Raw genomic sequence first — 21,274 nt, forward strand, 5'->3', positions numbered from 1 at the left:
TTCGTCGCCTGGGCGCGGCGGGTCGTCGTGCCGCCTGGGGCGGGCATCGGCGCCGAGGCGGCGGAAAACGGCGATCGGGACGATACTCAGGGGAGGTCGGCGACGCGGAACCAAGCTTCGCCTCCCAGGGCTGATAGTCGGGTTTCACGCAGAGGTCATTCCCATGAGAACAACAACAAGCATTCGCCGTGTCGCTGCCGTCCTGGCAGCGCTGCACCTGCTCACCTTCGCCGAGGTTCCGCTCGCCCAGGCGGCGATGATCGGCACCGCCGAGGTCATGCAGCAACAGCAGCACAACCTCGATCGCCAGCAACTGCTGAAGATGCTCGACGACCAGGGTGTACAGAAGAAACTGGAGGCCATGGGCGTGCCCCGCGACCAGGTGGCGAGCCGCATCAACAGCCTGACCAACGCCGAGCTGGCACAGTTCAACCAGCAACTGGACCAGGCACCGGCGGGCGGCATCATCGGCATCATCGTGCTGTTCCTGGTGATCTTCATCATCACCGACATGCTTTGCGCCACGGACATCTTCAGCTTCATCAAATGCATCAATCGGTGAGGCGGCTGGCAGGGGCGCTGCTGCTCGCCGCATTGCTCGGCGGCTGCGCGCAGCCGCCGAGGCTGCCGCCGGAAAGCGCGGCGCTGCCCGCACGGGTGGAGCTGCGCGACGTGCCGTTCTTCCCTCAGGAAGCCTACCAGTGCGGTCCCGCCGCGCTGGCCACGATGCTCGGCCAGCGCGGCCTGGCGTTGACGCCGGGACAATTGAAGGACGAGGTGTTCATTCCCGGTCGCGAGGGCAGCTTGCAGTTGGAGATGGTCGCCGCGGCGCGCCGCCACGGCATGCTGGTCTATCCGCTGCAAGGCGGACTGGAGAGCGTGCTCGAGGAGGTCGCGGCGGGCAACCCGGTGCTGGTGCTACAGAACCAGGCTTTCTCCTGGTGGCCGCGCTGGCACTTCGCGGTGGTGGTCGGCTTCGATCGGGAGCGCCGCGAACTGGTGCTGCGCTCGGGCATCACCCGGCGCTGGGTCACCGACTTCACCAGCTTCGAATCGACCTGGAAGCGTTCGGGGCGCTGGGCGGTGCTGACCCTGCCGGGTGACCGCCTGCCGGCCACGGCAGCGGCGGTCCCGTGGCTCAAGGCCGCCAGTGACAGCGAGGAAACCGGCCACCCCAAGGTTGCCCGGCGCGCCTACGAAGAAGCCGTGCGACGCTGGCCTGAGGACGCCTTCGCCTGGTTCGCCCTGGGCAACAGTCGCTACGCCGCAGGCGATTCCGCCGCTGCCGAACAGGCCATGCTCACCAGCGTCGAGCGTCGCGCGGATTTCGCCGCGGGTTGGTTCAACCTGTCCCAGTTGCTGGCGGAACGCGGTTGTGCGGCGCCGGCGCGCCAGGCGCAGGCCTGCGCGCGGGCATTGCAGCCTGGGGAAGCCCGCTTCGCTGCGGCCTTGCCGCAGGCCGTCGCACCCGCGGCTCGGTGCGCCGAGCTGCCGGCCTGTCCCGTTGGCGCACCGCCCCGCTGAGGCGGCCCAGCCGAAGGTTGTCGGAACCCCGTTCCAGCGAGACGGCTCTATACCTGGGTGGACCCCACTCAGGTGCAGAGCATGGCCAACGACAAGCAGACTTCGACTCCCGGCCCCCGACAACCGGCCAAGGGCGGCGCGGCGGGCAAGCGCCAGGGGCGTGCAGCGGAGGGCGCGCGCAAGCCGCGTGCGCGCGGCGAGGAGCGGAAAGAGAAACCGGCCGACGGACGTTCGGCCACGGCGCTGACCGCCAACGAGCGGCGGGAGATCGACGACAAGCAGCCACCGCGCGCCGCTGTCCTGCACGAGGTGATTCGCGTCCAGGGCGAACACGAGTTGCAGCGCACGCTGGCGGCACTCTGGTGGTCGGCGGTAGCCGCGGGGCTGACCATCGGCCTCTCGTTGATGGGCATGGGCCTGTTCCGCGCTGCCTTGCCCGAGCAGGAGTGGGCGATCATCGTCAGCAGCTTCGGCTATCCCATGGGCTTCCTGGCAGTGATCCTCGCCCGCCAGCAACTGTTCACCGAAAACACCCTGACCGCCGTGTTGCCGGTGATGACCGAGCCGACCCTGGAAAAGGCCTGGCAACTGTTGCGTCTCTGGAGCGTGGTGCTGTTCGGCAATATCGTCGGTACGCTGCTGTTCGCCTGGGCGGTGCTGCATCTGCCGATCTTCAATGAAGCGGCCGACGCGGCGTTCCTCGAGATCGGCCGCGAGGTGATGCACAACGACCTGGCGCAGATGTTCGCCAAGGGCATCGTTTCCGGCTGGATGATCGCCACCATGGTCTGGCTGATCCCGGCGGCGGAGGGCGCGAAGATCTGGATCATCGCGATGGTCACCTACCTGATGGCGCTGGGCAGCTTCACCCACATCGTGGTGGGCTCGGCGGAGGTAGGCTACCTGGCGTTCGCCGGGGAAATCGACTGGTCCGAGTTCCTGCTGAAGTTCGCCCTGCCTACCCTGGGCGGCAACATAGTCGGCGGTAGCCTGATCTTCGCCCTGATCAGTCATGCGCAGATCCGTAGCGAAGGTTGAGGCGCGGATAGAAAAAACGGCACCCCGGGGTGCCGTTCTGTCGACGCGGACTAGACCCCGAGCTTGTCGCGCAGGCTGTAGTACCAGGCGCCGATGGCGGTGAACGGTACGCGGAACAGCTTGCCGCCGGGGAAGGGGTAGTGCGGCAGGCCGGCGAATGCGTCGAAGCGCTCGGCCTGGCCGCGCAGGGCTTCGGCCAGGACCTTGCCGGCGACGTGGGTGTAGGTCACGCCGTGGCCGCTGCAACCCTGGGAATAGTAGATGTTGTCGCCGATGCGGCCGACCTGGGGCAGGCGCGAGAGGGTCAGCAGGAAGTTGCCGGTCCAGGCGAAGTCGATCTTCACGTCCTTCAGTTGCGGGAAGGTCTTGAGCATCTTCGGCCGGATGATCGCCTCGATGTCCGCCGGATCGCGAGCGCCATAGATCACGCCGCCACCGTAGATCAGGCGCTTGTCGCCGGAGAGGCGATAGTAGTCGAGCAGGTAATTGCAGTCTTCCACGCAGTAGTCCTGCGGCAGCAGGCTGTGGGCCAGTTCCTCGTTCAGCGGCTCGGTGGTGATCACCTGGGTGCCGCAGGGCATCGACTTGGCCGCCAGTTCCGGGACCAGACCGTTGAGGTAGGCGTTACCGGCGACCACGATGAACTTCGCCTTCACTTTGCCTTGCGGGGTATGCACCACCGGGCTGGCGCCGCGCTCGATGCGGGTCGCCGGGCTCTGCTCGTAGATTCTGCCGCCGAGCGACTCCACTGCCGCCGCTTCGCCGAGGGCGAGGTTCAGCGGATGGATGTGGCCGCCGCTCATGTCGAGCATGCCGCCTATATAGTTGTCGGTCGCCACCACCTCGCGGATGCGCTTGGCGTCCATGATCTCCAACTGGTTGTGGCCGTAGCGTTCCCACAACTGTTTCTGTGCGCGCAGGTGATCCATCTGCTTCTCGGTGAAGGCGGCGAACACCCCGCCGTCCTTCAGGTCGCACTGGATACCGTAGCGGGCCACACGCTCGCGGATGATGCGCCCGCCTTCGAAGGCCATCTCGCCGAGCAACTGCGCTTCGCGCTTGCCGACGGTGCGCTCGATCACGTCGATGTCGCGGCTGTAGCTGTTGACGATCTGGCCGCCGTTGCGCCCGGAAGCGCCGAAGCCGACCTTGGCGGCTTCCAGTACGGAGACCTTGAAACCATTCTCCAGCAGGAACAGGGCGGTGGAGAGGCCGGTATAGCCGGCACCGATCACGCAGACGTCGGTTTCGACCTCGCCCTGGAGTTCCGGGCGGGGCGGCGCGGGATTGGCCGACGCGGCGTAATAGGAGGAGGGGTAGGGGGTGTGCGGCATCTTGCACCTCTGTTTTTTATTTTTTACGGATGCCCGGATGCTACCCGAGTCGAAATCGGCCGGCTAGCCTCCGTGCAAAATTTTCAACGGACCCCATGAAAATAAAAATTCCACTTTTTCAGAGAGTTAGCGAAAAAAAAGCTTGACGGTGTTTTTGGGGTCTGTAGAATGCGCGCCATCAGCAGGCACGTAGCTCAGTTGGTTAGAGCACCACCTTGACATGGTGGGGGTCGTTGGTTCGAATCCAATCGTGCCTACCAAACAAATCCCGCACTGCTGGCGGGACAAGAAAGGCGATCCGAAAGGGTCGCCTTTTTTCGTTTGCGCCCCGAAAAAGGCCGCTCGGCCCGTGCTCGCCTGGGCTCGCGCTTCATCGCATAGCCGCTATTGACAGCGGGGGCGGTCTTTTCCGACCCTAGCGCCTCACGGATGATTCAGGCGACAAGGCTCATGACGACCTCTTCCGGTTCGCGTATCGGCGGACTTCTTCACGCTTCCCTTTTTTCCCTGCTCGGACTCGGCCTCCTGCTCGCCGGCGGTTTCAAGACCGTCGAGCAGTACCATTTCCTGCGTACTGCGCAGGAAGCCCAGGGGACGGTCAGCGCCTTGAATGCCGGTGGTTCGCATCCGCAGATCGATTTCACCAGCGTTTCCGGCGAGCGGATTTCCTATCCCCAGGGCGGCTTCATCTTCGGCTACCAGGTGGGCGAGCCGGTTCGCGTCCTCTACGAGGCTGGGCGGCCGGCGGCCAGCGCGATAGTCGACGATGCCGGCGCGCTCTGGGGAACCAGCGCTTTCCTCTGCGGCTTCGGCGCACTCTTCGGTATTGTCGGGTTCAGGGGATTGCTGGGCCTGCGTTCTTCCCAACCGACCTCAAAAGGACATTGAAGTCATGTCGCAACTTCCCATTCCCTTGCCCCTCAACGAGAGTCGCTGGCGCTACGTGACGGCCAGTGGCGGAGGCATGACCGTGGCCTTCCTGGCGGGTAGCGGCGGCTCCATCACGTTGCTCTCGCCGGAGGGTGAGAACGTGTCCTTCCGCTATGGCGGGGTGGGCGGCGGGATCGGACTGGGCATGCGCCTGCCGCGCTTCGGCAAGGTCAACCTCAATGTCAAGGGCAAGAGCGTTGGCGGGGCCGGTGCGCTGGAGGCGTTGCCGAGCACCGGAACCGTCTTGGTCGCGGACGGCCTGGTGGGGCGCGACCTGTCCCGCGGCGACTTCACCGGGCCCTGCATGTACGTCGAACTCGGCGCGGGAGTCATCGCCGGCGGTTCGGGCACGGCGATCCTCTTCGGCCTCGATCCCAAGCTGCTGGCGGCGGTGGCGCTGGCGAGCGCCTCGCCATTGACCGCCGCGCTGGGCGCCAGCATGTCGCGGCAATTACTGCAATCGTCCCGTGGCGCCCTGTTGATGGCCGGGGTCAACGTCGGTGCACAGTTCGGCGGCGGCGCGGCGGCTTACCTGGGGGCGTTGTTCTGATGCAGGAGGGCGATCCGGGAGGATCGCCCTTTTTACCTTGCGCAGGCGTGCGGCGGTCAGGGCTCCGTTGAGTTCCATGGCCAGCGGGTCGGTGGCGGAAATCGTTACCGGCGCGGGGAACGGTCGTCGGAGATTCCGAACCGGCGTGGATCGGTTCTTTCCAAACAAGTCCATCCACTCGTTCGAGGTGTCGTGCTTGTGTCCAGGTTGATCATGCCCGGAGGGCCGTTGTCGCAAGAATCCGATGTCCGGATCTTCTGTTCAGCCAAGGAGCGGCTGGACTTCTACCGGCGGGAAATCCACTACGAGACGGGCCAGCTATCCAGTCGGACCAACGCCTACCTGACGGCACAGTCGTTCCTGGTCATCGCCTACGCCTCGTCGATGGCCAACCTGAACCCGGCCTGGGGCGAGCTGTTCACCCTGGTGGTGCCGGCGCTCCTGGCACTGCTCGGGATCGTCAATTCCCTGCATGCCTGGCCGGGCATCCAGGCATCCTCGGAGATCATCTGCCACTGGCAGTTCAAGCAGTCCTGCCTGCTGCACAGCGATCCGGAAATCGGCCTGGCCTACGATGATTCGCCATTGTTCAGCGAACGCGAGGTCAACCGCGGCAGCTTCGAGAAAACCTTGCTGTTCTCGCGACGCGTGCCGTTTCTGTTCGCCGGCTTCTGGTGTGCGCTGGGCGTGTTTTCGCTTTGGCTGCAACTGGCCGGCTAGCGGCGCCGCGCTGCCGGTCTCAGTGGCTGGGCGGCAGGCACAGGTCGATGCCCAGCAGGCGGGCGCCCAGGCCGCGCAACAGATAGGTCTCGATGTGACTGCCGTCCGCACAGTCGAGCTGGTAGCCGAGGGCCAGACCGGCGGAAAGGAGGACGAAGAAGAACAGGCCGATGTGCTGGAGTTTGCTCATGATGCTTTGGGTCGGTGGCAGGAGGCAGGGGCGATTCTAGTGCAATTCGACGAGCGCCCGGAGTGGGTGCGTCCTTTTGCCGGCCCGCTGCGAACGGACGTTGACGTGACGGGCGGGCGCATTTATAAGTCCGCCACCTCCAGCGAGACGACGGTCGAACATGCGCGACGAAGACGACATCTACGAGCCCGAGCACGACCACCTGCTGGACAACGAATACCTGGAGGACGAGTTCGACGCGGCGTCCGCCGAAGACTACGCCGATGGCGGTGAGGAGAGCGAAGCCGGGCCGGCCTGGCAACCCTGCGCTTGCTGCGAGGACGTGCTGGTAGCGAGGGACGCGGACGGGCACTACGTTTGCGCGGAGTGCGCGGCGCTCGACTGACGACGGACCTTCCCTGGTGCGCCGTGTAGGGTTTCAGTCGCCGCCCATCCAGGCGCCCTGGCTCGCCGCGGCGCGGAAGCGGGCGCGGTTGGCCGGCGTGTCGGCGGGTTCCGACTCACCGAAGATGGCTTTCATCCAATGGCCGTCGGTGGGATTGGGGAAGATCACGTACTTCTCGCCGAATGCCTTGCGGTCCTCGTCGAGCAGCCGGTTGCGCTGCATCACGTCGTCGACGTAGTAGCGGCGCTGGAAGTCGTTCAGGTTGTCGCCGAGCATCAGCAACACGTCGTACTGCGCGGCGATGGCCTTCTGCGCCGGCTCTTTATTCGAGCTGTCGCGCAGGATGGTCACATGCTCTGCGTCGGCGAACGGCATGCGCAGGGCGCGCATGTTGCCCAGGGCATACTCCAGGGTCTTTTCGCCCTGGTCGCGGCTGGACACGTAGAAAATCTCCACGCCTCGGGACCTGGCGTATTCGAGGAACTCCAGGGCGCCGGGGGTCAGGCTCGGGCCGTTGGCTGCGACCCAACGGTCCCAGACGGCGTCGTCGAAGAACTCCTTGTCCTGGCTGAGCAGGAAGCTCCAGTAGCTGTTGCTGCCGAGCAGTGTATCGTCGAGGTCGCTGACGATCGCCGGTTTCCTCGCCCCGGGCTGGCGCGCGGCCAGCGCCCGGTCCAGTCGATCGCGGGCAACGTTGAAGCCCTGGTAGTAGAGGGCGCGGTATTCGGCGGCGGTCTGCCGCCAGGCGACTGCGGCGGTGAGCAGGTTCGAGGCTGGCGTTGCGGCGGGCATCTGCTCCTGGGCGTGGAGCAGGGAGCTGGCCAGCAGCAGGGTGGCGGCGATTATTGTTGTTCTGGTTCGTGGCATGGATGGGTCCTGGGCAGTATGTCCGCGCGGGAATGGCGGTGTGTTTTCATACTTCAAGGCGTGCGGTACCACAATCGCGATGGCGCAATGACGTAACCGATTGACGCGTTGTCCGGGAAACGGCTGCGGCGGGCAAAAAAATCCCGGCCGCGTGGAGCAGGCCGGGAAAGGATCCAGGGATGTACAGCGCCCACAGCTTATGTCGGCGGCGGTTTCGATGAAGCTGCCGGATCTGGTAGGCGCGATTTTCGCGTCGATGTGTGACCCGCTTCGCCGACTATCCTGGCAAGTGGGGTCGCGAACCAATAGGATTTGCGGGTTTTATTCAATCTGGGTGAATGCGTGCAGGAAATCTACTCTGAAGAACAGATGCGCAAGGCGCTGGGCCTTGCCGAAACACGACCGAAAAAGGCCCGGACCGAGGCTAGCCAGCCGGTCCGCTACACCATCGTCGAACTGAGCGTGCGCAAGGACGGGGCGGGATTGCCGCTGCGTTTCGAACATCGCTCGCGCTCCATCAGCAAGGTCACCGCGCAACTGGAAGCGGAGAAGGAAGCCAAGCGCCAGGGTTACCAGGTCTGGGCGCTGCTGGATATCCGTCAGATCTGAGCGAGGCGCCTGCGCGGGGCGCGGCATTGTCCTGGTCTCGGTCCGGCTGCTAAGGTGCGCAGCCCATCGACACAGGAGTCCGGTACATGGAACTGACGATCTTCCAGGTCGACGCATTCGCCGACAGTCCCTTCCAGGGCAATCCGGCGGCGGTCTGCCCCCTCGATGCCTGGCTGGACGACGAGCGCCTGCAGGCTATCGCGGAAGAGAACAATCTTTCGGAAACCGCCTTTGTCGTCGGCCGCGACGGCGACTATCGATTGCGCTGGTTCACGCCGCAGGTCGAGGTGGACCTGTGCGGCCATGCGACCCTGGCGACGGCCTGGGTGCTGATCCACAAGCTCGACGACGCTTCCCCGGTACTGCGTTTCGCCACCCACAGCGGCGAGCTGAGCGTACGGCGCGAGGGTGACTCGCTGGCGATGGACTTCCCGGCCAAGCGTCCGGAGCCTTGCGCGACACCGGACGGACTGCTGGAGGCGCTGGGTATTGCCGAGGCGGAAGTGCTGAAGACCGACGATTACCTCGTGGTGGTCGACGACGAAAAGACGATCGCTGCCCTGGCGCCTGACTTCGCCCGGCTGAAGGGCTTGCCGTGCCGCGGGGTGGCGGTGACCGCGCGCAGCCAGCGCTTCGATTTCGTCTCGCGCTGGTTCGGGCCCAACGTCGGCGTCAACGAAGACCCGGTGACCGGTTCCGCGCATACCTCCCTGGCGCCGTACTGGGCGCAGCGCCTGGGCAAGACCCGGCTGAGCGCCGAGCAGGGCGGGGCGCGCAAGGGGCGCCTGGAATGCGACGTGCGCGGCGAGCGGGTGGTCATCTCCGGCAAGGCGGCGTTGTACATGAGCGGTACGCTCCATCTCTGATCCCGAAGCAGGAGTGCGACGATGCCGGCACCGCAGGTAGGCGTGGGCGTCCTGATCTTGCGGGACGGCAAGGTGTTGCTGGGGCGCCGCAAGGGCAGCCACGGCGCTGGCTGCTGGTCGGCGCCCGGCGGCCATCTCGAGTTCGGCGAGGCGGTGGAGGACTGCGCCCTGCGCGAAGCCCTGGAAGAGACCGGCCTGGCGCTGAGCGAACTGCGCCACGGCCCGTTCAGCAGTGACGTCTTCGAGGGGCGCCACTACCTCACCGCGTTCATCCTGGCCGGTTGCGCGGAGGATGCCGAGGCGCGCCTCATGGAGCCGGGCAAGTGCGACGGCTGGGCCTGGTTCGATTGGGCCGATCTGCCGGAGCCGCTGTTCGCGCCCCTGGCGAGCCTGCGCCGGCGGGGCTATTCGCCCTTCGATCCGGTGCGCTGAGCGACAGGCAAAAAAAATCCCGACCGCGGGGGAGCTGGTCGGGAAATACCCTTGGGGTTCGCACACACCGTGAGCATAGGCCAGTCCGCAACGGCATCAAGAGGAGCCTGTTCGAACTGCTAGGCCCCTTTGAGGCCGTTGCACCGTCGTCATCTCCGCTCGACGGCGAGCGAAGGGGCTGCCCGCTTGCGTTGCGGTATCCAGAACAGCATCAGCGGCAGCAGCGAGGCCCAGCCCAGCAGGACATCGCCGGCCAGGTGGATGTGTTCGCCAGGCATCAACAGTCCCTGCAGGAACATCAGGCCGAAGTGCGCGGCATTGGCCGCCACGGTGAAGTCGATGAACAGCCGGTGGCGGAAGGGCTGGCTGGCGGCGCGCCAGAGGAATGCGCCCCAGACCAGGTAGATCGTCGAGATCATCAGCTCATAGTGCTGTCCGCCGCCTTGCTGGTCGCCCCAGCGAACCAGGCGGAGCAGCAGGCGCCCGGCGTCGGAGTCGAGCAACGACTGGTCGAGCCGCAGGAGCAGCGTGGCCAGGGCCAGGCCGAAGAACAGCAGGAAGCCGCCGGCCATCAGGCGAATGCTCAGGGTCAGCCAGGGCGTGGCGGAAACCGGGGAAGAGGAGGCATTCATGCAGATCACCTGTAGGCCATGTCGATGGCGTTGCCTTCGGTCAGGTCGTCGAAATCCGCACGGCGGAAAGGACGCTCTTCACGGGTGATGGTGCGCACCCGTTCGATGTATTCGCGCATGGCGCGGCGGGTATTGCCCTGGGAGGCGGCGGAGAGGAAGCCGGCCTTTTCGCTGGCCATGCCCTCCGTCCAGTCGCGGGAAGCCGCCTGGTAGATCGAACGCTTGATCAGGTGCACCGCCTGCGGCGAGCGCCGGGACAGGCGTTGCGCCAGCGCGTCGGCGGCTTCCAGTAGCTCCTCCGCTGGCGCCAGCCCGTTGACCAGGCCCAGCGCAAGAGCCTGGCGCGGCTCCAGCAGTTGTCCTTCCAGGCACAACTCCAGGGCTTTGGCCACGCCCAGGCTGCGCGCCAGCATCTGGGTGCCGCCGCCTCCCGGTATCAGGCCGATGAGTACTTCCGGTTGGCCGAGGAAGCGTTCCACCTGGTCGTCCTCGGCCATCAGGCGCAGGTCGCAGGCCAGCGCCAGCTCGCAGCCGCCGCCCAGGGCCAGGCCGTTGATCGCGGCGATGAACACCTTGTCCATGCGGCGCATGTGCGCGGTGACCTCATGGAACAGGTTCATGTCGGCGACGCCGGCCAGCAGGGTGTGACGCAGCAGCTTCCTCGCTCCAGGCAGGTGGCGCAGGAGGCTTTCGCTTTCCAGCAGCAGGCGTGTCAGCCAGGCCGGCATGGAGAAGGTGATGGGGGCGACGGCGCGCTCGATCTCGTCGACGTCGAAGTGGGTCAGGAAGACCCCATCCGCCGCTCCGGAAAGGATGACGGCACCGATGTCCTGGCGCTGCTCCAGGTCGTCCAGCAGGTCGGCCAGTTCCTGCATCACCGCCGTGGTGAGGAAGTTCGCCGGGGGATTGTCGAGCAGGACCTGCAGGACGCGTCCTCGTTGTTCTATGCGCAGGTGTCGCGGTGCTAGAGTCATTGCGGCTTCCTCATTGGATAACGATTGTTATATAACGATCATTATCCAATGTCGCGCCATCGTCTCCCCAACCAACGGATAGTCTGCATGCGCTACAAACCGGAACAGAAACAGGCCACCCGCGCCCTGTTGTTGAGCAAGGCCGCTCCGCTGGTGAAGCGCCAGGGCTTCGCCAGCACCGGCCTGGACACCTTGATGAAGGCGGCTGGTCTTACCACCGGGGCGTTCTACTCGCAATTCTCCAGCAAGGCGGAGTTGCTCGAAGCGATCCTGCAGCGCGAGCTGAGCGCCCAGCACGATGCCTTTCCGCTGGACAGCCTGGAGCAACTGGCCGGCGCCACCCGTCTCTACCTCAGTCGCGGTCATGCGCAGCATGCCGACATGGGCTGCCCGATTCCGGCGCTGGCCGCCGAGGTGGGCCGGGCAGGGCCCGAGGTGCGGGAAACCTTCGAACGCGCCCTGGAACAACGGCAACGGCGGCTGGCCGAACTGATGGGCGACGAGAACCGGGCCTGGGTGCTCACCTGCCTGTCGGTCGGCGCGGTGCTTCTCGCGCGTGCCCAGGCGAGCGAGGTGGCGCGCGACAAGGTCCTGGATGCGGCGCTGGAGCATGCGCTGGGCCTGCTTTCGGCGAGCGGAGCGGTTTCGCCGCAAGCGGACCGGGACTGATTGCACAACTGCAATGTTCGGCGTCTAGCGTCAGGCTTTCCCTCCGACAGGTAAGCCCATGAACGCCCATCATCTCGAACTCGCCAAGGCCCTGCTGGTGTTTGCCCTTGCCGTCGCCGGCCTGGTGGTCGGTCTCATGCCGATGGAGTTCTGAGCGACGCAGGTCCGACTTCGCGCTTTTCCCTCGTCTTCGAGTGGTCTCTGGCGTTGCACCGGTTTAGGATGCGCGGGTATTTCGGAGCCGCTTCGCTTGGCGTCGCCCGCCGCTGCGCTCCGAGACCGAGCATTGCTCGAACCAGAACGAGATCGAAGGTGCATCGCCACGAGCGGCGCACGGCCTGATGATAGATGGAGGCAACATGAGCGCGGCTCAGCCAGGCATTCTCACCCCGATTCCGGTGGTGGGTCGCTACCTGTTTTTCAGTATTTCCCAACCCGAGCAGGTGGCCGCGACCTTGGCCAGCCTGGCCGCGGCCACCGATGGTTACCAACTGGTGGTGGGTATCGGCCATTCGCTGATGCTCAGCCTCGGCAAGACCGTCGAGGGCATGAAGGACTATCCGGTGCTCGCCGCGCCCGGCATCGACCTGCCGTCCACGCCCTCCGCGCTGTGGTGCTGGCTGCGCGGCGAGGATCGCGGCGAGGTGACGCTGCGCTCGCACGCGCTGGAACGGTCGCTGGCGCCGGCCTTCCAGCGGACCGGCGCGGTGGATGCGTTCCTCTACGGCGAGGACCGCGACCTGTCCGGCTACAAGGACGGCACCGAGAATCCCAAGGGCGATGCGGCGCTCGAAGCCGCGCTGGTCTCCGGGCGCGGTGCGGGCCTGGATGGCGGCAGTTTCGTTGCTGTCCAGCAGTGGCTGCATGACTTCGACCGGATGCAGGCGATCCCCGGCGAGGAGATGGACAACATCATCGGCCGCCGCAAGTCCGACGATGAAGAACTGGAAGACGCGCCGGCCTACGCCCACGTCAAGCGTACCGAGCAGGAAAGCTTCGAGCCCGCCGCGTTCCTCCTGCGGCGCGGCGCGCCCTGGTCCGACGAGCACCGCGCGGGGCTGTTGTTCGCCGCCTTCGGCCGCTCGTTCGAGGCCTTCGAGGTCCAGTGGCTACGGATGATCGGCGTGGAAGACGGGGTGCTCGATGGCCTGTTCCGTTTCACCCGGCCGATCAGCGGCAGCTACTTCTGGTGTCCGCCCATGGCCGACGGCCGCCTCGACCTGTCCGCCCTCGGCCTCTGAGCCCGCCGCGGCAGCAGGCCAGGCCTGCTGCCGCGTCCTGCGCGGCGCTAGTGGGCGGTGGCCACGGCGGCCTCGTCGATCAGCGCCGCTACTTCCTTCGCTCGCGAGGCCAGTGACGCGTGGCTGGCATCGAGGGTGACGATCTTCCTCGGTGCGATCCGCGCGGCCATCCGCTCCTGGTTCTCCGGCGCAATCATGCGATCGGCGCTGGAAATCTGGTACCAGGAGGGCTTGCTCTTCCAGGCCGGGCTGCCGATGGCATCGCCGAAAGTGCTGGCCAGCGGAGCCTTCTGGGTGATGCCCATGACCAGCCCTTCGTCCGCAGCGAGATCCTGGCAGAAGCTTTCGTGGAACCTGTCCGCCTTCACCCAGAGGTAGCCATCGCTGTCCGGCGCCAGGTTCGCTGCGGCCAGGGGCAAGTGCTCCTGGGTGATGCCACCGGGACTTTCGCCGCTGTCGGGGGCGAAGGCGGCGATATAGACCAGCCCGACCACATTCGGCTGGTTGCCGGCCTCGGTGATCACCGCGCCGCCATAGGAGTGTCCGACCAGCAGGACCGGCCCCTGTTGCTGCGCGATCATCTTGCGCGTCCGCTCGGCATCGTCCGCCAGCGAGGTCAACGGTAGTTCGACGGCATGCAGGTTGTCGTGGCCGAGGCGTTTCAGTTCGAGAATGACCTTGCTCCAGTGGGCGGCGCCGCCCCAGAAGCCGTGGACCAGGATGATCGCAGGCAGGTTGCTCATCGTGTTGCTCCCTTGTGGGTGAGGGTTGCTGGCATGAGGCATCGCCCGGCGAGCATACGAGGTCGCGATGGGCGGGCGATAGCGGGAGGTGAGGACGTTCGTCGAAAAGAACAACTCCTTGTTCCGGTAGGCGACGTGATATCGGCACGGCGGTATGTTGCAAGTCCGGACCCGACCGATCGGGTTGTCGCGACGGGCATGGAGGGGTGATCGATCGGTCGGGTTCGCGTCTTTTCGGGGCACCCGAATCTGAAAAAATCTTGCTTCTCGCCATACCGGGGGAGCGGGGCGGGTAGATTTTCTTCCGAATCCTTCACTTTCTACCCGGTCATGGAAAAAGCTCTGAAATTGGCGTCATGCCTCTACGGCCTGCTGATCCTGCTCAGCCTGGCGATGGTCGCCTTCCTCAGCCAGTTTCCGTTTCTCCTCAGCTCGGGAGCGGAAAACCTCTCGATGTCGATCCTGCCGCTGCTGATCCCGCTGATGGTCGGGCTGGTCGTCTGCGAGGCGGTGCGGGCGGTGGTGCCGAAGAAGCGCTAGGCGCGGCGCCGGGATCAGCGGCCGAGAATGCGCTGGCGGCGCATCCGATACTGCTCGTAGGGAAGGCCCTGGCGGTTCAGCTCTTCCAGCTGGCGTTCGCTGGCGCTGCGGGAAAACGATTCCTCGACTATCGAGTCCGGCGTGACAGGCTGTGCGCAGGCGCTGACCAGCAGCACACCCAGGACCAGGGCAATGCGTGGCATGCGATCTCCATGGACTACGGCAGAAGGGAAAAAAAGGCCATTACCAAGCGGGGGGAGGGTTGGTAATGGCCTGTACAAGGGACATTTGCCAGGCCTTGGGGATCTGGCGAAAAAGACGATATCAAGGGGGAATTTGATTAGCCAGCTAACAAAGTGGAATGAAGTTTTGCGGCAGACGTAACAATTCTGTCCGAATCGTCATTCTTGCGTCACCGCCGGGACAGAGCGGTTTCGGCAGACTGCGGGGGAGTCGCCGAAGGAGATTCGTCGTGGACGATACGCTCAGGTTCGCCTCGCGCTTGTGCAAGTTCATCGTCGCCGCCAGCTTCCTGCTCGTGGCGGTCGCCAGCCTTTGCCTGTGGTGGACGGGCCAGGCCTACGAATACGCGGCGCTGGCGTTCTTTCCGTTCGCCGTACCCATGCTGCTGCTGATCATGGTCTGCGACCTGCTGGCAGCGCTGAATGGCAGGCGTCGCTGAGCGCCCGGGCTGCCTAGCGCTTTCAGCTAGGCCGATGTCGAACCCAGACAACCGGCGCCCCGCGCGTGGCCCTATGGTGAGGCATTCATCCACTGCCTTCCTGGAGCGACCATGTCAGATTTCATCACCGTACTGCGCGATACCTGTCCCGTACCCGTGCTGGACGCCACCAAGTGGAAGCGGATCGACGGCGATCCGCATACCGTCAACCTCAACGCATACGCCTCGGCGGACGGCAGCAAGCTGATGGGCACCTGGATCTGCACGCCGGGCAAGTGGGAGGTGAACTACGAACGCTGGGAGTTCTGCCACTTCCTCGACGGCTACTGCATCATCACCCCGGAAGGCGAGCAACCGGTGCACCTGAGGGCGGGCGACGTGTTCGTCATCGAGCCGGGCCTGCGTGGTACCTGGGAGGTAGTGGAGACGGTGCGCAAGTACTTCGTCTTCGCCTGACGGTATTGCCGCACGTCCGGGATGCCTGCCGGGCGTCGCGCCTCAGTCCTGGTGGACGATGCGGCGGATGGTGCCGCCGCAGGACTGGTAGCAACTGCGGTACTCGTCCTGGCAGTCGTCGCCGAAATCGAAGTTGCGCTGCGGGTAGGGGCAGGACTTGCGCTTCTTCTTGTCGCTGTTCTGCATGCAGTAGTTGTAGGCCGTGTTCTGCGCCTGGTAGAGCGCCTCGTCCTGGCGCTGCTGCAGCTTGGCGAGGGTCTTGCACTGGCGCTTCTCGGCATTGCACTGGCTCACGCAGTGAAGGCCGGCATCGCTGGTCGGCGGAATGTAGGAGTAACTGACACTGGGGCCGCAACCGCCGAGCAGCAGGGCAAGACCGAGGAGGGGGAGCAGAAGGTGTTTCCGGAACGGCATTGTCGATATCGATAAGCAATGGCAAGCGAGAGCGAATGCTATCACTGGCCTTCCGAAGCTGTACGGCTCTACCCGATAAGGTTGAACTGGCGCACGAAACGCAAAAAAGAAAACCCCGGGACTGGCCCGGGGTTCTCGTCGCGCTCGCAGGTTCGATCAGAACACGCTGAACGGGTACTCGACGAAGGCACGGATTTCGTTGCCGTCGTCGTTGTACGAGCGGGCGTCGTTGGAGACACGCAGGAACGAGCTGCGCAGACGCAGGGTGAGGTCCTTGGCCGGACCGCTCTGCACCACGTACTGGACCTGGTTGAAGATCTCGCGCTCCTTGCCGTTGCTGGTCTCGGCGGTCTTGATGTTGTCGCCGCGCACGTAGGCTACGCGGTAGGTCAGGCCGGGCACGCCGTACTTGGCGAAGTCCAGGGCGTAGCTGACCTGCCAGGAACGCTCGTCCTCGGCGTTGAAGTCCGACCAGTAGGAGTTGGCCAGCCAGATGGTGGTGCCGCCGTCGCCGATGCCGCCGGCGTTCTGGTACCAGCCGTAGTTGTAGCCGGTGTCGCCGGTGTTGCGCTGGTGGGCGATCATGAAGGTGTGGGCGTCGATGGTGTAGGACGCCGCCAGGCTCCAGATCTTGTTGTCGCGGTTACCGTTGAAGTTCTGGTCGGCGAAGTCGCTGTCCAGCTTGGTGCGATAGCCGTTGAAGTCGAAGTTCAGCGACTGGTCGGCCTGCAGCGGGATGGTGTAGTTCAGGTTGATGTACTGCTTCTTCAGTACGTCCTCGACGTCGGAAGCGTACAGCGAGGCGTTGAAGTGATCGGTGAAGGCGTACTTGCCGCCGAACACGTTGATGCTCTTCAGGCCGCCGCTGTCGCGCCCTTCGGCGCTCTTGCGGGATTCCGCGGTGAAGCGACCGGCGTTCAGCTCCAGGCCCTCGATCTCCTTGGAGGTGATCAGGGTGCCGCTGTAGCTTTCCGGGAGCAGGCGCGAGTTGTCGTAGCTGAGCACCGGCAGGCTGGGCATCTGGTCGCCGTACTTGAGCACGGTGTTGGAGATGCGGAACTTCACCGCCGCGCCGCCCTTGGACAGATCGTCCGCCGCGGAGCCGCTGTCGCCCTGCTTGAAGAAGTCGATACCGGCGGCGCCGCTACGACCCTTGCCGCCGTCCAGGCGTACCGCGTACAGGCCGAACGCGTCGACACCGACGCCCACCGTCCCCTGGGTGAAGCCGGAGGTGAAGGTGGCAGTGGCGGCCTGGCCCCATTCGGCCTTGTCCTGCCGGCCATGTTTGTAGTCACGGCTGATGTAGCCATTGCGGAAGAACAGATCGAGGTGGCTGTCCTCGACAAACCCCTTTGCTGCTTCTTGGTCATTGGCCATCGCCTGGCTTGCAGTCGCGATGCCCAGTGCCAGCAGGCAAATCCTTTTCTTCAACATCTTATTGTTCCTGGTTGTTGGCTTGATGTGCGCTGAAATTGAAGGAAGCGCAAGGTTCGAAGTGCACGGGAGTCATTTGTCCCATTTACCGTGCGTGGCGGTTCTGGTTTCTTGTTTCTCCCGTTGGCGGCGCAACAATACCAGAACATTGTTCGATCCAAGAAAGCTTCGAGTCATTTGCTAATAACCAAAGTGCAAGGAAAGCCCCTTCCATCGGCTCTGAATCGGGCGTTGCCGGATCGCTTCGTCATGCGCCTGCAATATCAACCTTATCGATAAGTACCATGCCGCGAAGTCGCTGCAGTTCTCGCTTTGGGCGGTGATACCGTCGAATCGTGAACGGATCGACAACGAGGGACGTGACATGAAGATTCTTATCGCTGTATTCGCCGCCCTGGCCCTGTCCGCCTGTGCCTCGCCTCCCGCTTCGAACGCCCCGGCGCTGGCCGCCAGCACCAGCAAGGCTCCCTACGATTACGCGATGTGCGTCTTGCCCAAGTGGCAACGCCAGGCGCCGGGCGTGGCGCTGGTGGAGGAAGGCCGCGGCTATCGCCTGGCGGACGCTGGGCAGTGGCTGGAGGTGCAGCCGGCGAGGGGTGGCAGCCTGGTGCGAATCCATGACCAGCAGCCCTGGGTCACCCGCGGGGCCTTCATCGATGCGGCCAGGACCTGTTCCTGAGCCGCGAGGAAGAGGGAAGAGCTCCGGCCCCCCTAGCATGAAGTGTCCGGAGCTCTACGGCCGCAAACGGAGGATGGCCGCAGAACGATCATCTGCCTATGGCCGGCGCTGCGCTTGATCGAGATCAAGTACTGGAGGCCGGGGAGCCGGCGTGTGCGGCGATTCGCGTGACGGGTCTCGTTTTTTCTGTGAAGTGCATTGCATAACGCTTCAATCGGGACGGGTGGCCAGCATGCCAACCAGTTCCTGGGCGGCCTTGCGCAATGGCTGGTTTTTCAGCCAGATAGCGTGGACAGGCAGTTTCAGCTCGTTCTTGGTATTCCTGAAGTCCAGGCGTACCAGCCTTCCCGTTGCCAGCAGCGGCGCGACCCGGGACAACGGGAAATTGCCCCAGCCGATCCCCGCCTCGACCATTTCCAGCGCCGTGCCCAGGCTGTCGGTGCGCCAGCAGGCGCCGGCAATCAGCGGACGGGTGTCGGCCAACGGTAGGTCGCAACTGGCGACCAGGATCTGCCGCACGTTCACCAGCTCTTCCAGGTACAGCGCCTGCCCCGGCTTCTGCAGGGCGGGATGGCGCTGCGAGATGGTCGCGACCAGCGATTCCGCGCCGACATACTGGAAGCGCTCCTGCGGGTTCACGCTGATGCCGGCGAATCCGAAGCACAGGCTGATGCGGCCGCCATGGAGCAGGGCGAGGGCATCGTCCTGCGCCGCGCTGAGCACCTCGACATTGAGCAGCGGGTAGCGCTCGGAAAGGGTGCGGAGGGCGCCGAACAGCCGCCCGCTGTCGATGTCCGCAACCACGCCGAGCGACAGGCGGCTTTCCAATCCCTGGGAGAGTTCCAGCGCATGCACCTGCAACTGGGCGAGCTGCTCGGCGATCATCCGCGCTTGCGGTGCCAGGGCCCTGGCCAGCGCCGTAGGACGGGCTTCGCGGTGGGTTCGCTCGAAAAGGGCGAAACCCAGCTCCGCCTCCAGGTTGGCGATGCCCATGCTCACCGCCGAAGGCACTCGACCCAAGGCACGGGCGGCGCCGGAAAAGGAGCCGCGGTCGAGGACGGCGAGGAACAGCTCGATGGTATCGCTGGAAAAGTTCATGGCAATTCTCCTATCAGCAGATCTGAAAGCTGCTGACTTTTTCTGTCAAGAAAATTGATCCAACCTTGCCCGCCTTTCCGCTATCACGCCCGAGAGGTCCACGTGCAAGGCATCAAGCGCAAATTGGTCTACGTGACCGCCTACGAATTGATCGGGATGAGTATCTCGACCCTGGGGCTGGCCCTGCTCGCCGGTTCCACGCCCACTACCACCGGCCCCCTGGCGGTGGTGATCACCACCGTCGCGGTGACCTGGAACTTCATCTACAACTGCCTGTTCGAGTTCTGGGAGCGGCGCCAGGCCGTGCGCGGACGCAGCATTGCGCGGCGGGTGGCGCACGCCATCGGCTTCCAGCTGACCCTGGTGGTCTACCTGATCCCGCTGATCGCCTGGTGGATGGGGATTTCCCTGCTGGAGGCGTTCTGGCTGGACCTGGCGCTGATCGTCCTGATCCCGTGCTACACCTTCCTCTTCAACTGGGCCTTCGATCGCCTGTTCGGCCTCCCGACTTCCGCGTTGCCGGCCGGCGAGGCGGCCTCCGTCTGAGGATTTTTTTTCTTCAGCGCCATTCGCGCTCGCCTTGGCCGGGGCAAATCGCCTACCTTAGACGGACGTGCGCTGTGGTGCCGGTTCAGGGAGGAAGTACGACCGCAAGCCATGAAGGTCTGCCCCGGCGAGGATGGGGTGCGGCATTTCGATGAACGGATTGGGGTCACTATGCGGATTTTGGGGATGCTACTGGGGGCCGTCTTGCTGGCGGGTTGTTCGACATCGACGCCCTCGCTCGACGAGACGGACCAGGTACCGAAGGAGCGTTTGTACAACTACCAGTTCCGTGACGACGGCGACGCCTTCCTGGTGGTTTCCCGGGACCGCGAGTTCCTCGGCAGCGTCTGCAATACCCGCTTGATCATCGATAGCCGCCTGGCCGCTGAGATCCAGGCCGGCGAGAGCGCGCGTTTCCGTCTTCCGGCGGGGCTGCGGGTGGTATCCGTGCAGGGCGATGGGATCTGCCGCGGCGAGGCGCCCAAGCAGGTGGTGCATGTGCAGAACGGGCAGACCACGCATTACCGGATTACCGTGGACTCCGGCCTGAACATCGGCCTGGTGCCGGGCTGACGCCGGCGCAACGAAAAAGCCGCCCGTGGGCGGCTTTTTCATGCGCGGCGTTTATTCGCTGACCGCTTTCTCGACCTTTTCGGACGCTGACCAGATCCGATAGCGGACCTCCACGTCCTTCGGCGCATAGACCACGATCGGCAGCTTGCTGTTGTAGCGCAGCAGGAAGCCTTCGCCGACCACCGGGATGAAGCGCTGCTCCTTCTTCTGGCCGGGGCAGGCCATCATCGTGCTCATCGGCCCGCTGACCTTGTCCAGGCGGTAGTAGGAGTAGCCCCAGCCTTCCAGGGTGTGTTCTTCCAGCTCGCCGCCCAGGCGCTGCTGGTTGCAGTCGGCCTCGAGGGTCTTGCCGGCGATGATCTCGACCTTGAATGCGTCTTCCGCGTCCTGTTTCGGCAGGTGGATGACCTGGCGGGTGAAGCCGGCATCTGCCTTCGGGTAGGGAACCTTTTCATCCAGTTTGGCGGCCATGGCGGTGCTGGAAAGAGCGGCAACGCCGGCGGCGATCAGTAGTGCTTTCATGTCCTTGAGGTTCTCCTTACGTGGTAACGCGAGCAGGGTAAGACACCGAGGCACGGGTGAAAAGTTCAGTGGGGACGTAACGGAATGTTCCATGTCCTGGGCCAGCCGGTCGGGGCACGGCCGAATCGCGGGCAAAAAAAAAGACCATCTGCGGGGGGAGGGCGATGGTCTTCAAAGGAGCGTCGGGGACTTGGGGTTCTCCCGACGCCGCTACGATCTCACGCCGCTCCGCTGGGGAAAAATGCTTTGGGCTGATAGTGGCTATCGATGCCGGTGACTTGAAATTCCCCGCCAACTCATAGCAAGTTCCGCACGATAGAGCCGTCAGCGCATCAGTTTGCGTTTTTTTCAGCGAGTCAGTTGCAAGGCCAGTTCATCGACCTGTTCGGCCCAGTCGGAGTCCTCGGCCAGGGCCTCGCGCAGGAAGCTGGCCTGGGCAGGGTTCCAGAATGGCGCATCGGGCAGCGCCGTGCCCTCCTCGAGGTGGTGCCGGGCGAGAAAGGCGACGATGTCGTCCCGCCCAGCGGGGAGCCCCAACTGGCGGAACAGGTTGGAAAAGGTGTGCGGGCTGGTGTCCATGACGGTTCCTCCTGGATTCGCTGTTTTTCCACTATAGCCGGCGGGAC

Annotated in this window: 30 protein-coding genes and 1 tRNA gene; 19 read left to right on the forward strand and 12 right to left on the reverse strand. The window is 64.7% G+C overall.

The annotated features are described in order from the left end of the window. Positions 1 to 163 precede the first annotated feature (163 nt). From HMPREF2924_RS05205 to HMPREF2924_RS05215, 3 genes are all read left to right on the forward strand, one after another. Entirely contained in the window at positions 164 to 562 is a 399-nt protein-coding gene (locus HMPREF2924_RS05205; RefSeq protein WP_003090843.1) for a PA2779 family protein, read from the forward strand. Continuing rightward, on the forward strand, positions 547 to 1,524 hold the full coding sequence (locus tag HMPREF2924_RS05210) for a PA2778 family cysteine peptidase (protein WP_009313934.1): 978 nt from the start codon (positions 547 to 549) through the stop codon (positions 1,522 to 1,524). The genes HMPREF2924_RS05205 and HMPREF2924_RS05210 overlap by 16 nt, the downstream gene beginning before the upstream one ends. 81 nt (positions 1,525 to 1,605) lie before the next feature. Then, the gene (locus HMPREF2924_RS05215) at positions 1,606 to 2,562 is read left to right on the forward strand and encodes a formate/nitrite transporter family protein (RefSeq protein ID WP_003090842.1); all 957 of its coding nucleotides are present in this window, start codon (positions 1,606 to 1,608) and stop codon (positions 2,560 to 2,562) included. Positions 2,563 to 2,612: 50 nt separating this feature from the next. Here the strand turns inward: HMPREF2924_RS05215 and HMPREF2924_RS05220 are convergent, their stop codons facing one another. After that, entirely contained in the window at positions 2,613 to 3,896 is a 1,284-nt protein-coding gene (locus HMPREF2924_RS05220) for an NAD(P)/FAD-dependent oxidoreductase (RefSeq protein ID WP_003090841.1), read from the reverse strand. Between the two features lie 183 nt (positions 3,897 to 4,079). Here HMPREF2924_RS05220 and HMPREF2924_RS05225 point away from each other — a divergent pair. From HMPREF2924_RS05225 to HMPREF2924_RS05240, 4 genes are all read left to right on the forward strand, one after another. Further along, a tRNA-Val gene (locus HMPREF2924_RS05225) sits at positions 4,080 to 4,156 on the forward strand. Between the two features lie 190 nt (positions 4,157 to 4,346). Continuing rightward, complete coding sequence (gene tsi4, locus HMPREF2924_RS05230; protein WP_003090838.1) at positions 4,347 to 4,784, forward strand: type VI secretion system immunity protein Tsi4; 438 nt, start codon at positions 4,347 to 4,349, stop codon at positions 4,782 to 4,784. A gap of 4 nt (positions 4,785 to 4,788) precedes the next feature. After that, positions 4,789 to 5,376: a type IV secretion system toxin Tse4 gene (gene tse4, locus HMPREF2924_RS05235; protein ID WP_003099160.1), complete on the forward strand. Its 588-nt coding sequence runs from the start codon at positions 4,789 to 4,791 to the stop codon at positions 5,374 to 5,376. Positions 5,377 to 5,574: 198 nt separating this feature from the next. After that, positions 5,575 to 6,096 carry a hypothetical protein gene (locus tag HMPREF2924_RS05240; RefSeq protein ID WP_003119901.1) on the forward strand — a complete coding sequence of 174 codons (522 nt, stop codon included), beginning with the start codon at positions 5,575 to 5,577 and terminating at the stop codon, positions 6,094 to 6,096. Positions 6,097 to 6,115: 19 nt separating this feature from the next. Here HMPREF2924_RS05240 and HMPREF2924_RS05245 read toward each other — a convergent pair whose 3' ends face one another. After that, positions 6,116 to 6,286 (reverse strand): hypothetical protein, encoded by a 171-nt coding sequence (locus HMPREF2924_RS05245; protein WP_003090834.1) that lies wholly within the window; start codon positions 6,284 to 6,286, stop codon positions 6,116 to 6,118. A gap of 160 nt (positions 6,287 to 6,446) precedes the next feature. Here HMPREF2924_RS05245 and HMPREF2924_RS05250 point away from each other — a divergent pair, with 160 nt between their 5' ends. Further along, the gene (locus HMPREF2924_RS05250) at positions 6,447 to 6,671 is read left to right on the forward strand and encodes a hypothetical protein (protein ID WP_003126372.1); all 225 of its coding nucleotides are present in this window, start codon (positions 6,447 to 6,449) and stop codon (positions 6,669 to 6,671) included. A 33-nt stretch (positions 6,672 to 6,704) separates the two neighbouring features. Here the strand turns inward: HMPREF2924_RS05250 and HMPREF2924_RS05255 are convergent, their stop codons facing one another. Beyond that, positions 6,705 to 7,538, reverse strand: coding sequence for a 5'-nucleotidase, lipoprotein e(P4) family (locus tag HMPREF2924_RS05255; protein WP_023094652.1), 834 nt, complete (start codon positions 7,536 to 7,538; stop codon positions 6,705 to 6,707). Between the two features lie 369 nt (positions 7,539 to 7,907). On the opposite strand from HMPREF2924_RS05255, the gene HMPREF2924_RS05260 reads away from it, so the two are divergent. From HMPREF2924_RS05260 to HMPREF2924_RS05270, 3 genes are all read left to right on the forward strand, one after another. Then, positions 7,908 to 8,147 carry a hypothetical protein gene (locus HMPREF2924_RS05260; RefSeq protein ID WP_003099145.1) on the forward strand — a complete coding sequence of 80 codons (240 nt, stop codon included), beginning with the start codon at positions 7,908 to 7,910 and terminating at the stop codon, positions 8,145 to 8,147. 86 nt (positions 8,148 to 8,233) lie between these two features. After that, positions 8,234 to 9,013, forward strand: a complete 780-nt coding sequence (locus HMPREF2924_RS05265) for a PhzF family phenazine biosynthesis protein (protein WP_003124478.1) — start codon at positions 8,234 to 8,236, stop codon at positions 9,011 to 9,013. Positions 9,014 to 9,034: 21 nt separating this feature from the next. Beyond that, on the forward strand, positions 9,035 to 9,445 hold the full coding sequence (locus HMPREF2924_RS05270; RefSeq protein WP_003108891.1) for a nucleotide triphosphate diphosphatase NUDT15: 411 nt from the start codon (positions 9,035 to 9,037) through the stop codon (positions 9,443 to 9,445). Positions 9,446 to 9,594: 149 nt separating this feature from the next. Here the strand turns inward: HMPREF2924_RS05270 and HMPREF2924_RS05275 are convergent, their stop codons facing one another. Next, the gene (locus HMPREF2924_RS05275) at positions 9,595 to 10,077 is read right to left on the reverse strand and encodes a DUF6632 domain-containing protein (RefSeq protein ID WP_003131000.1); all 483 of its coding nucleotides are present in this window, start codon (positions 10,075 to 10,077) and stop codon (positions 9,595 to 9,597) included. Between the two features lie 5 nt (positions 10,078 to 10,082). Next, positions 10,083 to 11,051 carry an enoyl-CoA hydratase/isomerase family protein gene (locus HMPREF2924_RS05280; protein ID WP_003108887.1) on the reverse strand — a complete coding sequence of 323 codons (969 nt, stop codon included), beginning with the start codon at positions 11,049 to 11,051 and terminating at the stop codon, positions 10,083 to 10,085. Between the two features lie 87 nt (positions 11,052 to 11,138). Between HMPREF2924_RS05280 and HMPREF2924_RS05285 the strand changes: the two genes are divergently transcribed. Both HMPREF2924_RS05285 and HMPREF2924_RS05290 read left to right on the forward strand, forming a co-directional pair. Then, a complete protein-coding gene (locus HMPREF2924_RS05285) occupies positions 11,139 to 11,720 on the forward strand; it encodes a TetR/AcrR family transcriptional regulator (protein WP_003090825.1) in 582 nt (193 codons plus the stop codon). Positions 11,721 to 12,061: 341 nt separating this feature from the next. Then, positions 12,062 to 12,961 carry a Dyp-type peroxidase gene (locus HMPREF2924_RS05290; RefSeq protein WP_003119903.1) on the forward strand — a complete coding sequence of 300 codons (900 nt, stop codon included), beginning with the start codon at positions 12,062 to 12,064 and terminating at the stop codon, positions 12,959 to 12,961. Positions 12,962 to 13,008: 47 nt separating this feature from the next. On the opposite strand, the gene HMPREF2924_RS05295 is transcribed toward HMPREF2924_RS05290, so the two are convergent. Further along, on the reverse strand, positions 13,009 to 13,704 hold the full coding sequence (locus tag HMPREF2924_RS05295; protein WP_003090823.1) for an alpha/beta hydrolase: 696 nt from the start codon (positions 13,702 to 13,704) through the stop codon (positions 13,009 to 13,011). A gap of 348 nt (positions 13,705 to 14,052) precedes the next feature. Between HMPREF2924_RS05295 and HMPREF2924_RS05300 the strand changes: the two genes are divergently transcribed. Then, positions 14,053 to 14,244, forward strand: coding sequence for a hypothetical protein (locus HMPREF2924_RS05300; protein ID WP_003099127.1), 192 nt, complete (start codon positions 14,053 to 14,055; stop codon positions 14,242 to 14,244). A gap of 14 nt (positions 14,245 to 14,258) precedes the next feature. Here HMPREF2924_RS05300 and HMPREF2924_RS05305 read toward each other — a convergent pair whose 3' ends face one another. Then, positions 14,259 to 14,447: a hypothetical protein gene (locus HMPREF2924_RS05305; RefSeq protein WP_009313943.1), complete on the reverse strand. Its 189-nt coding sequence runs from the start codon at positions 14,445 to 14,447 to the stop codon at positions 14,259 to 14,261. Positions 14,448 to 14,716: 269 nt separating this feature from the next. Here HMPREF2924_RS05305 and HMPREF2924_RS05310 point away from each other — a divergent pair, with 269 nt between their 5' ends. Together HMPREF2924_RS05310 and HMPREF2924_RS05315 are read left to right on the forward strand one after the other, a co-directional pair. Beyond that, positions 14,717 to 14,926: a hypothetical protein gene (locus HMPREF2924_RS05310; RefSeq protein WP_003090820.1), complete on the forward strand. Its 210-nt coding sequence runs from the start codon at positions 14,717 to 14,719 to the stop codon at positions 14,924 to 14,926. 111 nt (positions 14,927 to 15,037) lie between these two features. After that, the gene (locus tag HMPREF2924_RS05315; RefSeq protein ID WP_003090818.1) at positions 15,038 to 15,382 is read left to right on the forward strand and encodes a cupin domain-containing protein; all 345 of its coding nucleotides are present in this window, start codon (positions 15,038 to 15,040) and stop codon (positions 15,380 to 15,382) included. 42 nt (positions 15,383 to 15,424) lie between these two features. Here HMPREF2924_RS05315 and HMPREF2924_RS05320 read toward each other — a convergent pair whose 3' ends face one another. Together HMPREF2924_RS05320 and HMPREF2924_RS05325 are read right to left on the reverse strand one after the other, a co-directional pair. Then, a complete protein-coding gene (locus tag HMPREF2924_RS05320; protein WP_009313944.1) occupies positions 15,425 to 15,796 on the reverse strand; it encodes a hypothetical protein in 372 nt (123 codons plus the stop codon). A 156-nt stretch (positions 15,797 to 15,952) separates the two neighbouring features. Next, entirely contained in the window at positions 15,953 to 17,230 is a 1,278-nt protein-coding gene (locus tag HMPREF2924_RS05325) for an OprD family porin (RefSeq protein ID WP_003099122.1), read from the reverse strand. A 364-nt stretch (positions 17,231 to 17,594) separates the two neighbouring features. On the opposite strand from HMPREF2924_RS05325, the gene HMPREF2924_RS05330 reads away from it, so the two are divergent. Then, complete coding sequence (locus HMPREF2924_RS05330) at positions 17,595 to 17,909, forward strand: hypothetical protein (RefSeq protein ID WP_003090814.1); 315 nt, start codon at positions 17,595 to 17,597, stop codon at positions 17,907 to 17,909. A 210-nt stretch (positions 17,910 to 18,119) separates the two neighbouring features. Here HMPREF2924_RS05330 and HMPREF2924_RS05335 read toward each other — a convergent pair whose 3' ends face one another. After that, positions 18,120 to 19,007: a LysR family transcriptional regulator gene (locus tag HMPREF2924_RS05335; protein ID WP_003131002.1), complete on the reverse strand. Its 888-nt coding sequence runs from the start codon at positions 19,005 to 19,007 to the stop codon at positions 18,120 to 18,122. 102 nt (positions 19,008 to 19,109) lie between these two features. On the opposite strand from HMPREF2924_RS05335, the gene HMPREF2924_RS05340 reads away from it, so the two are divergent. Both HMPREF2924_RS05340 and HMPREF2924_RS05345 read left to right on the forward strand, forming a co-directional pair. Continuing rightward, on the forward strand, positions 19,110 to 19,553 hold the full coding sequence (locus HMPREF2924_RS05340) for a PACE efflux transporter (RefSeq protein ID WP_003090812.1): 444 nt from the start codon (positions 19,110 to 19,112) through the stop codon (positions 19,551 to 19,553). Between the two features lie 186 nt (positions 19,554 to 19,739). Continuing rightward, on the forward strand, positions 19,740 to 20,126 hold the full coding sequence (locus HMPREF2924_RS05345) for a hypothetical protein (protein WP_003160516.1): 387 nt from the start codon (positions 19,740 to 19,742) through the stop codon (positions 20,124 to 20,126). 51 nt (positions 20,127 to 20,177) lie between these two features. On the opposite strand, the gene eco is transcribed toward HMPREF2924_RS05345, so the two are convergent. Both eco and HMPREF2924_RS05355 read right to left on the reverse strand, forming a co-directional pair. Further along, a complete protein-coding gene (eco, locus tag HMPREF2924_RS05350; protein WP_003090808.1) occupies positions 20,178 to 20,648 on the reverse strand; it encodes a serine protease inhibitor ecotin in 471 nt (156 codons plus the stop codon). Between the two features lie 348 nt (positions 20,649 to 20,996). Then, on the reverse strand, positions 20,997 to 21,227 hold the full coding sequence (locus HMPREF2924_RS05355) for a DUF2789 domain-containing protein (protein WP_003090806.1): 231 nt from the start codon (positions 21,225 to 21,227) through the stop codon (positions 20,997 to 20,999). Positions 21,228 to 21,274: the final 47 nt, after the last annotated feature.

Source organism: Pseudomonas sp. HMSC063H08, from assembly GCF_001813645.1.
GTDB lineage: Bacteria > Pseudomonadota > Gammaproteobacteria > Pseudomonadales > Pseudomonadaceae > Pseudomonas > Pseudomonas aeruginosa.